12 protein-coding genes are annotated in these 14,113 nt (G+C 68.5%); 5 read left to right on the top strand and 7 right to left on the bottom strand.

The features are described 5' to 3' along the window. Positions 1-81 precede the first annotated feature (81 nt). Positions 82-1,098, bottom strand: a complete 1,017-nt coding sequence (locus HNR11_RS06880) for an MDR family oxidoreductase (RefSeq protein ID WP_179441681.1) — start codon at positions 1,096-1,098, stop codon at positions 82-84. Continuing rightward, entirely contained in the window at positions 1,095-1,592 is a 498-nt protein-coding gene (locus HNR11_RS06875) for an Lrp/AsnC family transcriptional regulator (RefSeq protein WP_179441680.1), read from the bottom strand. The genes HNR11_RS06880 and HNR11_RS06875 overlap by 4 nt, the downstream gene beginning before the upstream one ends. Before the next feature lie 184 nt (positions 1,593-1,776). On the opposite strand from HNR11_RS06875, the gene pdhA reads away from it, so the two are divergent. The 4 genes from pdhA (at position 1,777) to HNR11_RS06855 (ending at position 6,837) form a co-directional block, all read left to right on the top strand. Continuing rightward, a complete protein-coding gene (gene pdhA, locus HNR11_RS06870; RefSeq protein ID WP_179441679.1) occupies positions 1,777-2,961 on the top strand; it encodes a pyruvate dehydrogenase (acetyl-transferring) E1 component subunit alpha in 1,185 nt (394 codons plus the stop codon). A gap of 3 nt (positions 2,962-2,964) precedes the next feature. Beyond that, positions 2,965-4,056: an alpha-ketoacid dehydrogenase subunit beta gene (locus HNR11_RS06865; protein WP_179441678.1), complete on the top strand. Its 1,092-nt coding sequence runs from the start codon at positions 2,965-2,967 to the stop codon at positions 4,054-4,056. A gap of 1 nt (position 4,057) precedes the next feature. Then, entirely contained in the window at positions 4,058-5,698 is a 1,641-nt protein-coding gene (locus tag HNR11_RS06860) for a dihydrolipoamide acetyltransferase family protein (protein WP_179441677.1), read from the top strand. A gap of 128 nt (positions 5,699-5,826) precedes the next feature. Further along, on the top strand, positions 5,827-6,837 hold the full coding sequence (locus HNR11_RS06855) for an urea carboxylase-associated family protein (protein ID WP_246310344.1): 1,011 nt from the start codon (positions 5,827-5,829) through the stop codon (positions 6,835-6,837). Positions 6,838-6,965: 128 nt separating this feature from the next. Here HNR11_RS06855 and glpK read toward each other — a convergent pair whose 3' ends face one another. From glpK to HNR11_RS06840, 3 genes are all read right to left on the bottom strand, one after another. Then, entirely contained in the window at positions 6,966-8,480 is a 1,515-nt protein-coding gene (gene glpK, locus HNR11_RS06850) for a glycerol kinase GlpK (protein WP_179441676.1), read from the bottom strand. A gap of 81 nt (positions 8,481-8,561) precedes the next feature. Further along, positions 8,562-9,305 carry an MIP/aquaporin family protein gene (locus tag HNR11_RS06845; RefSeq protein ID WP_058888301.1) on the bottom strand — a complete coding sequence of 248 codons (744 nt, stop codon included), beginning with the start codon at positions 9,303-9,305 and terminating at the stop codon, positions 8,562-8,564. A gap of 125 nt (positions 9,306-9,430) precedes the next feature. Next, positions 9,431-11,179 carry a glycerol-3-phosphate dehydrogenase/oxidase gene (locus HNR11_RS06840; RefSeq protein ID WP_179441675.1) on the bottom strand — a complete coding sequence of 583 codons (1,749 nt, stop codon included), beginning with the start codon at positions 11,177-11,179 and terminating at the stop codon, positions 9,431-9,433. Between the two features lie 228 nt (positions 11,180-11,407). Here HNR11_RS06840 and HNR11_RS06835 point away from each other — a divergent pair, with 228 nt between their 5' ends. Then, positions 11,408-12,319, top strand: coding sequence for a sugar-binding transcriptional regulator (locus HNR11_RS06835; RefSeq protein WP_058888299.1), 912 nt, complete (start codon positions 11,408-11,410; stop codon positions 12,317-12,319). A gap of 109 nt (positions 12,320-12,428) precedes the next feature. Here HNR11_RS06835 and HNR11_RS06830 read toward each other — a convergent pair whose 3' ends face one another. Further along, positions 12,429-13,310 (bottom strand): 3-hydroxyacyl-CoA dehydrogenase family protein, encoded by an 882-nt coding sequence (locus HNR11_RS06830; protein WP_179441673.1) that lies wholly within the window; start codon positions 13,308-13,310, stop codon positions 12,429-12,431. Continuing rightward, entirely contained in the window at positions 13,307-14,113 is an 807-nt protein-coding gene (locus HNR11_RS06825) for an enoyl-CoA hydratase/isomerase family protein (RefSeq protein ID WP_179442899.1), read from the bottom strand. The genes HNR11_RS06830 and HNR11_RS06825 overlap by 4 nt, the downstream gene beginning before the upstream one ends.

Here is a 14,113-nt window from a genome sequence, read left to right as displayed (position 1 = left end):
AACCCATCCTAAGCCGAGAGACGGCAATGTGACACCCCACACAAGGGCGCCGCGCCGTCGCCCCACGCTGGACCAGGGAGCTCAGCCCGCCAGATTCACCACGGTGCGTCCACGGACCTGACCTGCGAGGATCTGCTCGGCCTGGTCGAAGACCTGGTCCAAGGTGATCTCCTGAGTCATCTCATCGAGCAGCTCCATCGGCAGATCTCGGGCCAGCCGGGACCAGGCCCAGGCCCGCAGCTCGGGCGAGGCGGTCACCGAATTGATCCCGGCCAGGGTGACCCCGCGCAGGATGAAGGGCATCACGGTGGTGGGCAGGTCATGGCCCTGCGCGAGCCCGCAGCTGGCCACGGTGCCGCCGTCGTCGGTCTGGGAGAGGATGTTCGCCAAGGTGGCCGACCCCGCGGAGTCGATCCCTCCGGCCCAGCGCCGCTTCTGCAGCGCGGGGCCCGTCTCGGCCAGCTCGCTGCGCTCCAGCAGATTCGCGGCACCAAGGCTGCGCAGGTACTCCCCCTGCTCCTGGGCCCGACCGGTCACCGCGGTGACCGAGTAGCCGAGCGTGTTCAGCACGGCGATGGCCACCGAACCGACCCCGCCGGCCGCCCCGCTGACGACGACCTCGCCCGCTTCGGGCCGGACGCCGCCATGCTCCAGGGCGAGCACGGCGAGCATCGCGGTGAACCCCGCCGTGCCGATTGCCGCCGCCCGGCGCTCACTCAGCCCGTCGGGCAGCTTGACCAGGTACTTCGCGGAGACTCGGGCACGCTGAGCGAGCCCGCCGTGGGCGGCCTCCCCGATGCCTCCACCGGTGAGCACCACCGCGTCGCCGGGCCGGAACTGCGGATCGGCGGAGGCGGTGACCTCCCCGACCAGGTCGATGCCGGGGATCAGCGGTGAGGTGCGCGCCACCCCAGGCTTGCCGGCGAGCGCCAGGCCGTCCTTGTAGTTGATCCCGGAATAGTGGACGTCGATGTCCACCGGGGCATCTCCCCCGGCGCCGTCGAGGAACTCCTCGGGAAGGTCCTGCAGATCGGCCTGGTGGTCCTGAATACGTCCACCGTCGAGTCTCTGTTCGATCAGGGCTGCTCGAAACGTCATGGAAGCCTCCTCGGCATCGGGTGTTCGTATTGGGTGTGGTCATCGAAGATCAGGGCGGTCTGGGAGGACTGCACGCAGGCCAGCGACTGGATCCGCTCGAAGACCACGCGGCGCAGCTCCTCCACGGTGCGGGTGCGCACCAACAGCACGGCGTCATACTGCCCGCCCACCAGCGCCAGGTGGCGCACCGCGGGCTCATCGGCGAGCGCCCCGCGCAGCACCTCCCAGTCGTCCTGCTTCAGGGTCAGGAAGACATAGGCCGCAGTGGACATCCCAGCGGCGCGCGGGTCCACCACCGCCGTGTAGCCCTGGAGCACACCGGCCGCGCGCAGCCGCGAGATCCGGTCATAGGCGTTCGCCCGGGAGAGGTGCAGGGCTGCGGCCAGGGCGCTCACCGACTGGCGGGCGTCCTGGCTCAGCGCATGCAGGATCCGATGGTCCACAGAGTCCAGGGAGATCTCCCCTCGCACCGCCTCGTCTCGCGCATCACCCATAGCTCTGGACGATACCAGCCGTGGCGCGCCTCACACGAGCAGTTCGTCCAGCACCGGGCGACGCCGGGTGGACGCCGTCTTGGATCTTCCGGCCCGCTGGTCCGGGGCGGATGAGCTGGGTCACACTCATAGCAGCGGTGTGATGCACACCACCTGCAGAGAGACTTTCAAGGAGGCCTGGGCGATGACCAGCGAGACACGGGACGGGACCCCGATGCAGGGCTCCCACATCAGGGAGACCAGCAGCAGCTTCGGGATCACCCCGGAGCAGTACATGCTCCCGGCCGCCCAGCAGATTCGGATGCTCGGGCCCGACGGCCAGCTGATCCCCGAGGAGGCTCAGGGCACCAGCCCCGGCCATGAGTACCCGATCCCTGAGGATGACGCGCTGCTGGCCGCCTACGAGGCACTGGTGGTCGGGCGCCGGGTCAATGATCAGAACTACGCACTGGTCCGCCAGGGCCGGCTCGCGGTGTACCCCTCCTCGCACGGCCAGGAGGCCTGCCAGGTCGGTGCCGCCCTTGCACTGGGCACCGGAGACTGGATGTTCCCGACCTACCGCGACACCGTCGCCACGATCACCCGCGGGGTGGATCCCCTGGAGGTGATGGTCTCCTTCCGCGGGGACTGGCACTGCGGCTATGACCCGCTGCATTACAAGATCTCGGCGATGTCGACTCCGCTGACCACCCAGCTGCTGCACGCCGTGGGCGTGGCCCATGCCGCGAAGCTGCGCGGGGAGGACACCGTGGTGCTGGCGATGTGCGGTGATGGGGCGACCAGTGAGGGGGACTTCCACGAGGCGCTGAACTTCGCCGCGGTCTTCGAGGTCCCGGTGGTCTTCTTCGTGCAGAACAACGGCTACGCCATCTCGGTGCCGCTCTCGGCGCAGACCGCCGCGCCCTCCTTGGCGCATAAGGCCATCGGCTACGGCATGGCCGGGGAACAGGTGGACGGCAATGACATGGTGGCCGTGCTTGCCACCCTGCGCCGCGCGGTGGACCTGGCCCGGAAGAACTCCATGCCGCTGCTGCTGGAGGCGATCACCTACCGGATGCAGGCACACACCAACGCCGACGACGACTCCCGCTACCGCGAGTCCGAGGAGGTCGAGCAGTGGAAGCAGCGCGATCCGCTGCTGCGCATGCGCACCTTCCTCACCGAGCGCGGGGTCCTGGACTCCGATGCTGAGACCCGGATCAGCGGCAAGGCCGAGGAGGTCGCGGCCGCGCTGCGCCTGGCGATGACCACCGAACCGGAGATGGACCCGCTGGAGATCTTCGACCACGTCTATGCCGCCCCGACCGCCCAGCTGCGCGAACAGCGCGCCACGCTGGCCGATGAGCTCGAGCGAAGCCAGGAGGGCTGACCCATGGCCACTGCCACCACACCCGCACCCGCCGCTGCCGCTGGCACTGGCACGCCCACTGCCGCTGCCAAGCCGACCACCTTCGCCGCGGCGCTGAACACCGCCATGTCGGACGCCATGGAGAACGACCGCTCGGTCTGTGTCTTCGGCGAGGACGTCGGCACGCTCGGCGGGGTCTTCCGGATCACCGACGGGCTGACCCAGCGCTTCGGCGCCAACCGCTGCTTCGACACCCCTCTGGCCGAGTCCGGCATCGCCGGCATGGCGATGGGCATGGCGATCAACGGGATGCGCCCGGTGATCGAGATGCAGTTCGACGCCTTCGCCTACCCGGCGCTGGAGCAGATCTTCAGTCACATCGCCAAGACCGCCAACCGCTCCCGCGGACGGGTCCGGCTGCCCATGGTCATCCGGATCCCCTACGGCGGCGGAGTCGGCGGCGTCGAGCATCACTGTGACTCCTCCGAGGCCTACTACGCGCACACCCCGGGCCTGAAGATCTACACCCCGGCCACGGTCAGCGACGCCTACCTGATGCTGCGCGAGGCCATCGACTCCCCGGACCCGGTGATCTTCTTCGAGCCCAAGAAGCTCTACTGGACCAAGGAGGCCGTGGACCTCAGCGCGCTGCGCACCCGGTATGAGACCGCCGCGAGTGATGAATCCGCGCCGGCGGCCGGGGTCGGGGCCGAAGGCCGCGCCGTCGTCGTCCGGGAGGGCACCGACGTCTCGCTGATCAGCTACGGGCCCAGCGTGTCCACCGCGCTGAAAGCCGCTGAGGCCGCCGCCGAGGATGGGATCTCTGCGGAGGTCCTGGACCTGCGCAGCATCGTGCCCTTCGACGACGCCGCTCTTCAGGCCACGGTGACCAAGACCGGGCGCGCCGTGGTGATCGCCGAGGCGCAGGGCTTCGTCTCGGTGGCCGCGGAGATCGTGGCGCGGATCCAGGAGCGCAGCTTCCATTCGCTGTCCTCTCCGGTCAAGCGGGTCACCGGGTTCGACATTCCGTATCCATCGCCGAAGCTCGAGGAGCACCACCTGCCCAGCGTGGACCGGATCCTGGACGCGCTCGACGAGCTGCAGTGGGAGGACTGAGATGACCACCTTCAACCTGCCCGACCTGGGCGAGGGACTGACCGAGGCCACACTGCTGAGCTGGCTGGTGGCCGAGGGCGAGACCATCGTGGTGGATCAGCCCATCGCCGAGGTCGAGACCGCCAAGTCCGCCATCGAGGTGCCCAGCCCCTACGCCGGTGTGGTCACCACGTTGCACGGCGCCGTGGGCGAGACCATGATCGTGGACGAGCCGCTGATCACCGTGGGCGCCGAGGACGAGGCCGGCAGCTCCCCCGGCTCCCGCTCGGCCGGCTCCAGCTCCTCCGGCTCCGAACCCGGGGCGCTGAGCTACCGCGAGGAGGAGCGCGCCGGCACGGTGCCCGCCACCGGTGCGGTCACCGATCCCGAGGCCGCCGGTGCCGAGGATGGGCAGGAGGGAGGCTCCGGCAACGTCCTGATCGGCTACGGCACCTCGGCCTCGAAGAACGGCCGACGACGCCGACGCCGCAACGGCACCTCCCGCCCGGGCACCACCGGCGGTGCAGCGGCCCCGGCTGCGGCCCCCTCGACGCAGTCCGCGGAGTCCTCGCGCCGCGGGGCAGCGTTCTCCACCAGCGACGCAGCCGCCTCGGCGATCAGCTCGGTGCAGAAGGCCCCTCGGGTGTCCTCACCGCTGGTGCGCCGACTCGCCCGGGAGCATGGTCTTCCCCTGGCCGAGCTCACCGGCACCGGTCCGGATGGGATGATCCTGCGCGCCGATGTGCTCGCCGCAATCGACTCCGCTGCGCAGACGGCTTCATCCCCAGCTCCGCGAGCTGGTGCTGCGTCTGACTCAGCGTCTGGCCCTGCGTCTGGCCCTGCGTCTGGTTCAGCGTCTGGCCCTGCGCCGGCACCCGCGACCGGGTCGGCCGCCGCGCCGACCTCCTCCTCCGCGTCCATGGCAGGCGCCCCCGCGCCGGGTGGTCTCGAGGTCCGCGAGCGCGTCCCCATGTCCGGGATGCGCAAGGCGGTGGCCACCACGCTGACCCGCTCGCGCCGGGAGATCCCGGAGGCCACCGTCTGGCAGGACGTGGACATGACCGAGGTCCTGGCGCTGCGCTCCCGACTCAAGGAACAGGCCCAGAAGGACGGGATCACCGCTCCGTCGCTGCTGGCGCTGCTCAGCCGGTTCGTGCTGGCCGGGCTCTACCACTATCCGGACCTGGCCACCAGGCTCGAGGACACCGCAGCCGGGACTCAGGAGATCGTGCACTATGACGGCGTGAACCTCGGCTTCGCCGCCCAGACCCCGGCGGGCCTGGTGGTCCCGGTGATCCGGCACGCTGAGCGGCTCTCCGCCCGAGGACTGCACGGGGAGATCTCCCGGCTGGTCGGTGAGGCCCGCGAGGGGAAGATCTCCGGCAAGGAGCTCACCGGGGGCACCTTCACGGTGAACAACTACGGGGTCTTCGGCTCCGACGGCGCCACCCCGATCATCAACCACCCGGAGGTCGGCATCCTGGGCATCGGACGGATCCTGGACCGGGCGTGGGCGGTGAACGGGGAGCTGGCGGTGCGCAAGGTCGCCACGCTCACCATCGCCTTCGATCACCGGGTATGCGACGGCGGGACCGCCGGCGGGTTCCTGAACTTCGTGGCCACCTGCTTGGAGGATCCGTCCTCTGCGCTGGCGGACCTCTGAGGGCGGGGCTCAGAGCATCAACAGGCTGCACCATTGAGGGATGAGCAGAACCGGCCGGGGCCGACAGTGATCTGTCGGCCCCGGCCACTTGCCTAGACTGGGCACTTTCCCGTGCGAAGGAGACTTCCATGACCTCAGATCACACCGGTGGAGATCCCACCGACACAGACCCGGCCGACACAGACCGGGCCGACACAGACCCGGCGGGCGCAGACCCCCTTGGCACAGGCCCGGCCGCTCCGAGAGCCGAGCGCACCCCGCCCGCGGTCCGACGCAGCTACGATCAGCCCGCGGCCTATCAGTCGATGCCCGGGGGTCCGCTGGAGGTGGATCGCAGCTTCTACGACGCTGTGGCGGCGGCAGAGCGGACCCTGATCCGGGAGTTCGAGATCCCGGTCCGCTCAGGCCACGCCTGGGAGGTCCGGGCCGGGTCGATCGTGCGGATCAATGCCGTGGAGGGACCCCAGGTCGGTGACCTGAACCTGTGGAACCTGCACAACCCGCGGGAACGGTTCTGGGCCGCGCGCACCCGGCAGCTGCAGCGGGCCTCGATGACCACCTACGACAGGTTCTGGTCCGCGCTCCCCTACCTGCGACCCATGGCCACCGTGATCGGGGACTCCCTCGCAGACCACCCCGATGCCGACGTCATCCACGACCTGCTGGGCACACGCTGCGACCCGTACGTGAATCGGATGCTCAGCGAAGAAGACTTCGACTACCACTGCCATTCCAACCTCACCCGAGCGGTCCAGGAGCACGGGCTCACCGAGTCCGACATCCACGATGTGCTCAACGTGTTCCAGTTCGCCGGGCTGAATGAGAACCGGGAGTACTTCATGGACGCCTGCCCCACCCAGCCCGGGGACTATTTCGAGTTCTTCGCGGAGACCGATCTGCTCTGCGCACTCTCCACCTGCCCCGGCGGGGACCTCTCGGTGCACATGTGGGGACCCCATGCGGCGAGCACCGAGGAACAGCTCGAACACTGCCACCCACTCGGCGTCGAGGTGTTCTCCCTGCCGGAGCAGACGCTGCAGGACTGGCAGCCGCCGCAGATCGCGAAGTATCGCGGCAGGCGTGGCCGTCATGGCCTGATGGCGGCTCCGCACCCCAGCCGCGGGCCCCGTCGCCCCTGAGACACGCAGCCCCGAGCCGCACCGCAACCTAGACACACAGCGGGCCCGCACCGGTGATCGTTCACCGATGCGGGCCCGCTTGTCTGAGGAAGGGCTGCCGCTGCGCGACATTCCCGCTCAGGAGTGCTCTACTTGACGTCCTCGTCCACCCAGTCGAAGGTCCGAGTCACGGCCTTCTTCCAGAGGCGCATCTGACGATCACGCTCCGCCGCATCCATCGACGGCAGCCAGCGCTTGTCCTCGGACCAGTTCGCCGCCAGCTCATCGGTGTCGCTCCAGAAGCCGACGGCGAGCCCGGCCGCGTAGGCCGCGCCGAGCGCCGTGGTCTCGGTGACCTTGGGACGCACCACGGGAATCCCGAGGATGTCGGCCTGGAACTGCATCAAGGCGTCGTTGGCGACCATGCCGCCGTCGACCCGCAGGTCCTCCATGTCGACTCCCGCGTCTGCGTTGGCCGCGTCGAGCACCTCGCGGGTCTGGAAGGCCGTGGCCTCCAGGGCGGCGCGAGCGATGTGACCCTTGTTCACGAAGCGGGTCAGACCGACGATGGCTCCACGCGCCTCGCCCCGCCAGTAGGGGGCGAAGAGCCCGGAGAACGCCGGCACCACGTAGACCCCGCCGTTGTCCTCCACGGACTTGGCCAGCTGCTCCACCTCGGGAGCGGTCTTGATGAAGCCCAGGTTGTCGCGCAGCCACTGGATCAGCGATCCGGTCACAGCGATGGAGCCTTCCAGGGCGTAGACCGGCTTGGCGTCTCCGAGCTTGTAGCAGACCGTGGTGAGCAGCCCGTTCTCGGAGCGCACGATCTCCTCACCGGTGTTCACGATCAGGAAGTTGCCGGTGCCGTAGGTGTTCTTGGCCCCGCCCTTCTCGAACGCGGCCTGGCCGAAGGTCGCGGCCTGCTGGTCGCCCAGGATTCCGGCCACCGGCGTCTCACGCAGCAGCTGTGCTCCGTGGACCTTGCCGTAGACCTCGGAGGAGGACTTGATCTCGGGAAGCATCGAGCGGGGCACCCCGAAGGCCTTCAGGATCTCGTCGTCCCAGCTGAGAGTCTCGAGGTCCATGAACATGGTCCGAGAGGCGTTGGTGACATCGGTGATGTGCACGCCGCCCTCGGTGCCTCCGGTGAGGTGCCAGGTGATCCAGGAATCGGTGTTGCCGAAGAGCAGATCACCGGCCTCCGCCTTGGCGCGGGCGCCCTCGACGTTGTCCAGGATCCATTTCACCTTGGTGCCGGAGAAATAGGTGGCCAGCGGCAGCCCGACCTTGGACTTGAAGCGTTCCACCCCGCCGTCGGCGGCGAGCTCGTCGACGATCGGCTGGGTGCGAGTGTCCTGCCAGACGATCGCGTTGTAGACGGGCTCTCCGGTGTTCTTGTCCCAGACCACAGTGGTCTCGCGCTGGTTGGTGATGCCCACTGCGGCGATGTCGTGCCGGGTGAGGTTCACCTTGGAGAGCGCGTTGCCGATGACCTCACGGGTGTTGTTCCAGATCTCCATCGGGTCGTGCTCGACCCATCCCGCCTTCGGGAAGATCTGCTCGTGCTCCTTCTGACCCGAGGACACGAGGTTCCCGCTGTGGTCAAAGATGATCGCGCGACTTGACGTGGTGCCCTGGTCGATCGCAATGACGTATTTCGACATGTTCTTCTCCTCGTTGAGTGTTCTCTGCCTTGATGCTGCTGCCGTGGGCGGCTGCGAAGCCGCCGGGACGTGCTGCGGTGATCAGGCGACGGCGGGGAAGCTGACCACCATGGCCAGCAGACCTCCCAGAGCGCCACCGATCAGGGGACCGACCACCGGCACCCATGCGTAGGACCAGTCGCTGCTGCCCTTGCCCTTGATCGGCAGCAGTGCATGCACCAGTCGGGGGCCCAGGTCACGTGCCGGGTTGATGGCGTAGCCGGTGGGTCCACCCAGGGAGGCGCCGATGCCGACGACCAGCAGCGCCACGGCCAGCGGACCGAGGCCCGATGGTGTGCTGCCCTGCGCGATGATCACGAACACCAGGACGAAGGTGCCCACGATCTCGGTCACCAGGTTCCATCCGTTGGAGCGGATGGAAGGTCCGGTGGAGAAGACCCCGAGCTTGGTGGCGGCGTCGGGTTCGGCGTCGAAGTGCTGCTTATAGGCCAGGTAGCACAGCACGGCACCGATCATCGCGCCGAGCATCTGCGCCGCGAAGTAGAGCAGCACGTTGAGCAGCGACTTCTCGATGTCCGGGCCCAGCGTCGCGGTCTCGGAATTGACCAGCAGGCCGATGGTGACCGCGGGGTTAAGGTGCGCCCCGGAGAGGGCAGCGACATAGACGCCGGCGAAGACGCCGAGCCCCCAGCCGAAGTTGACCATGAGGAATCCGCCATTGTTGCCCTTCGTGCCTCGCAGCGCGACGTTGGCGACAACGCCACCGCCGAGCAGCAAGAGCAACATGGTGCCGAAGGTCTCGGCGACGAATGCTTCTAGAGACATCTTTGGCTCCTTTCTGTATTCATTTCTGTGGGGGCCCCAGCCGGATGCTGTGACTCCTCCGACCCCAGCGGTGACGGTGGGGAGTTCTGGGCCGCAGGGGCAGGAGCCCCATGCGGCGCGAGAGCCTAGGCCACCCGGGCCTTGAGCTCGACGTTGTGCCAGTCGCGCAGCACCCGCTCGGCATGCTCGATCTCGTTCTGCGTCTGCGCACCGTCCCAGTCCAGCAGCGGGGCCAGGATCTCACCGAGTTCGCGCAGCAGCTCCGCAGTGACCAGGCCGCGGAAGGCCAGGGAGGTGCGTCGGATCAGGACGTCGATCAGGTGACCGATCTGCTCGTGCTCGACCATGTAGGCAAGCTCGCGGTGGCTCAGCTCCGAGGTGGAGTCGAGGTCCTGGTCCGAGCCTGCGCGCAGGTGAGCGATGACCTCCTCTGCGCGGGTCCCGTAGCGGGTCAGCAGACCTTCCACCCGCTCCGCGGAGAGGCCATCGCCGGTGTGCGCCATGACCCAGGCCTTCTGGCCGGAGACCGTCTTCGGGAAGTCCGCGCCGCCGCCGATGGCAAGTCCTGCGGTGCTCACCGTGCGGCGCTTGCCCAGGATCTCGAGCACATCGTTGGTCATGTGCTCGGAGAGCGCCCGGAAGGTGGTCCACTTTCCGCCGACCAGGCTGAGCATGGTCACCGGCTGGTCTGCGGTGTGCACAGCGCGGTGTTCGATCCGGTAGTCCCGGGAGACGAATCCGGGCTGGGTGGCGTCGTGTCGGGGCAGCGGGCGCACCCCGGAGAAGCTGTAGACCACATGTCCCGGCTCCACCTCGATCTTGGGGAACACCTGGCCGATCAGGTCGATGAAGTAGTCGACCTCCTCGGGGGTGCAGACTGCCGGTTCGTTGACATCGACGTCGATATCGGTGGTGCCCACCAGCACCCGATCCTCGATGGGGTAGATCAGCACGATGCGACCGTCGGTGTTCTCGAAGAACATCTCGCGGCCCGCGCAGGCGGCCAGCAGCTCCGGGTGGTCCAGGACGATGTGCGAGCCCTTGGTCCCGCCCATGAAGGCGCTGGGCTCACCGAGGGACTCGTTGGTCCCGTCCACCCAGGCGCCGGTGGCGTTGACGATCACGTCGGCGGTGAAGGGGAACTCATCTCCGGTGAGCTCATCGCGCAGCGTCACCGTCTCCCCATCGCGAGCCACCGCGCTGACGTAGTTGGTGGCCCGAACCTCGGCGTTGGCGTTGAGACCGTCGCGCAGCACGTCCAGGGTCATCCGCTCCGGGTTGTGCACCGAGGCGTCGAAGTAGGTCGCGGTGTAGCGGACATCCGGACGCAGGTCGGGCAGCTGGGAGAGGGAGGAGCGGCGGCCGGCGAAGCGGTGGCGGGGAACGGCGCCGCCGTCGCGGGAGAACCAGTCATACATGGTCAGTCCGGCCTTGATCAGGAACGCTCCACGCTCCCGGGGCTGGCCCTGCTGGCGGTGCGTGATGAACCGCAGCGGTGCCGCAAGGATCCCGGAGAAGGTGCTGAAGATCGGGATGGTGGTCTGCAGCGGCTTGACGTAGTGCGGTGCGGTCTTCAGCAGTCCGTTGCGCTCCACCACGGATTCGCGGACCAGCCGGAACTCGCCGTTCTCCAGGTAGCGGATCCCACCGTGGATCATGTGCGAGGACGCCCCGGAGGCGCCCTGGCAGTAGTCTCCGCGTTCCACCAGTGCCACGTCGACACCCTGCAGTGCGAGATCGCGGAAGGTGCCCACACCGTTGATCCCGCCGCCGATGATCAGCACGGAGGCTCGGGGGGTCTCCTTGAGCCGACGAACTTCTGCGCGCTGCGCGGGTGTGCGAGTCTCACCATTGGTCACCGTTGTGTCGGGCATCACATTCTCCTCAGGGCAGTGCTGGGTGCATCGGGGTCCTCCGTGTGCATAGGACCACTCTTGAAACTTTGGGACAGATAGTCAATGGTGGTGCACAGACGTGCACGCTCGACGAAGGGAATCGCCATCAACGCCGCGACTGAGAAGGATAGGCCCACTTCGGGTGCACATTCATCCACCCGGGAGCCGGCGCGCTCCCGCAGCAGCGACGCGCTGCGCGCGGCGCAGATGTACTACCTCCAGGACCTGACCATGAACGCCATCGCCAGGGAGCTGCGCACCTCGCGCTCCACGGTCTCCAGGCTGCTCTCATTGGCCCGGGATACCGGTCTGGTCGAGATCCAGGTCAACAATCCCGCGCACCGGGCACCGTATCTGGAGCACGAGATCCGGCGCCGCTTCGGCGTCGAGGCCCATGTGGTGCCGGTCTCGGATCTGATCAGTGATTCCGAGGCGCTGGACCGGGTGGCGATCCAGGCGGCACGGACCATCGGCCCGCTCGTCGATTCCAACGCGATCATCGGGGTGGCCTGGGGGTCCACGCTCAGCGCGGTGAGTCAGCATCTGAGCCGACGGATCACCCATGACAGCACCATCGTCCAGCTCAATGGGGCCGGCAACACGCAGACCACCGGAATCGCCTATGCCAGTGAGATCCTGCGTCGGTTCGGTCACGCCTACGGCGCCCGGGTCGAGCAGTTCCCGGTGCCGGCCTTCTTCGATCACGCCGACACCAAGACCGCCATGTGGGCCGAACGCAGCGTGCAGCGGATCCTTGGGCTGCAGCAGCGCATGACCATGGCCATCTTCGGCGTCGGCTCGACGAACTCCGGGATTCCCAGCCACGTGTACTCCGGCGGCTACCTCGACGATGCGGACCTGCGCGCGCTGGACGCTGAGGGCGTGGTCGGGGACGTGGCCACGATGTTCTTCCGCTCCGACGGGAGCCACCAGGATCTACAGATCAATCAGCGCAGCACCGGACCTGACCTGGAGCTGCTGCTCCGGGTGCCGCGGCGGATCTGCATCGTCTCCGGGGAGACCAAGATCAGCGGCCTCCGCGGAGCGCTGGCGGCCGGGCTTCCCACGGATCTGATCCTGGATGAGGCCACCGCACGCTGGCTGGTCCAGGAGGTGTAGCGCGCGGCGGGCCGGTGAGCCGGCTTCAGTGGCAGGCGCTTCCAGACGGCGGCGCTCCCGTGGCCGGGGCCTCAGCGGCCGGGGCTTCAGACTCTGGGAGCGCTGGACCTCAGGCTTCGGGGTAGTCGTAGAAGCCCTTCCCGGACTTCTTGCCCAGCTCCCCGCGGGCGACCATCTCGCGCATCAGCTTCGGCGGAGCGAACCGCTCCCCCAGCTGCGACTCCAGGTACTCCGCGATGCCCAGCCGCACGTCCAGGCCGACGATGTCGGTCAGTGCCAGCGGGCCGATCGGGAACCTATAGCCCAGCACCATCGCGTTGTCGATGTCCGCCGGAGCCGCGACGCCCTCTTCGACCATCCTGATGGCTTCAAGCCCGATGGCCACCCCCAGCCGGGAGGAGGCGAAGCCGGGTGCGTCCTTGACCACCACGGGGGTCTTCCCCAGCGCCTCGACCCAGCGCGGGCTCAGCGCGGCGAGCTCCGCTCCGGTGCGCTCGGCGAGGACCACCTCCACCAGCTTCGAGGCGGGCACCGGGTTGAAGAAGTGCAGTCCGCAGAATCGCTCGGGGCGCTGCAGCTGCTCGGCGAGATCGGTGATCGACAGCGAGGAGGTGTTCGTGGCCAGCCACGCCTCGGGCGCCAGCTGCGCCTCGGCACGGCGCAGCGACTCCACCTTCAGCTCCATATCCTCGGGCACCGCCTCGACCACCAGGCCGCAGCGCGCGAACGCGCCGACCTCCGCGGTGGCGGTCAGCCGGTCCGTCCAGTCGGAAAGCTCACCGTTGATCTTGCCCCGGGTCAGCGAGGCTTCGAGGTCCTTGGTGATCCGCGCGGCGGCGGCCTGCGCCGCCATCTCGGAGACATCGACGACGATGACCTCCGCGGCCCCGGCCACAAGGAAGGCGTGGGCGATCCCGGCGCCCATCCGGCCTCCCCCGAGCACGCCGACGACGGCGGGGAAGGACTGTGCGGCTGGGCTCGGGGTGCTCATCGGTTCTCTCCTGAGGTTGATTCTGTCTTCGCGGCAGCCTTGGCCTCGCGGCGGTCCAGGAAGGCCTGCATCCGATCGAACTTGGCCTCGGACTCGAAGAGGATCGCCTGGGCGAGGTTGTCGATCTGCGGGTGGGCCTCGCGGGGCATGGCGAAGACCTGTTTGCTGATCCGCACGGCCAGCGGGTCCTGCTTGGCGATCCGGTCTGCGAGCGCATGAGCGGCATCGAGCAGCCCCTCCGTCGGGTGGATCGCGCCCAGCAGTCCGTGCTCCAGGGCCTCCTGGGCGTCAAGGATCCGCCCGGCGAGCAGGATCTCCTTGGCGATGCCCTCCCCGGCGAGCTCGCGCAGCCGCCAGAGCGCTCCGGCGGCGGGGATGATGCCCAGCCCGGTCTCGGGCTGCCCGATCTTCACCTCCGGGGTGCCCAGGCGGAAGTCGGCCGCCCAGGCCAGCTCCGCCCCGCCACCGAGGGCGTAGCCGTCCAGTGCGGCGATCACCGGCATGGGCAGCTTGGCGAGGCGTTCGAAGGCGGTGGAGTTGACCCCGCGCAGGGCGTCCGCGCGGCGTCGTTCTCTGAGTTCCGCGATGTCGGCTCCGGAGGCGAAGATGCCCTTGCCCCCGGATTCGGTCCCGGAGAGGATCAGCACCTTCGGGTGGTGCTCCAGGTGCGCGCAGACGGCGTGCAGCTCGGTGATCATCCTCGCGTCGATGGCGTTGCGGACCTCGGGACGGTCCAGCTGGGCGTGCAGCCGATCGGGCGACTCGGTGACCGTGAGCGTGGAGAAGCTGGCGGCGTCGAGCAT

It is taken from the genome of Nesterenkonia sandarakina (assembly GCF_013410215.1).
Lineage (GTDB): Bacteria > Actinomycetota > Actinomycetes > Actinomycetales > Micrococcaceae > Nesterenkonia > Nesterenkonia sandarakina.
This window is presented reverse-complemented; position numbering and strand designations above follow the sequence as displayed.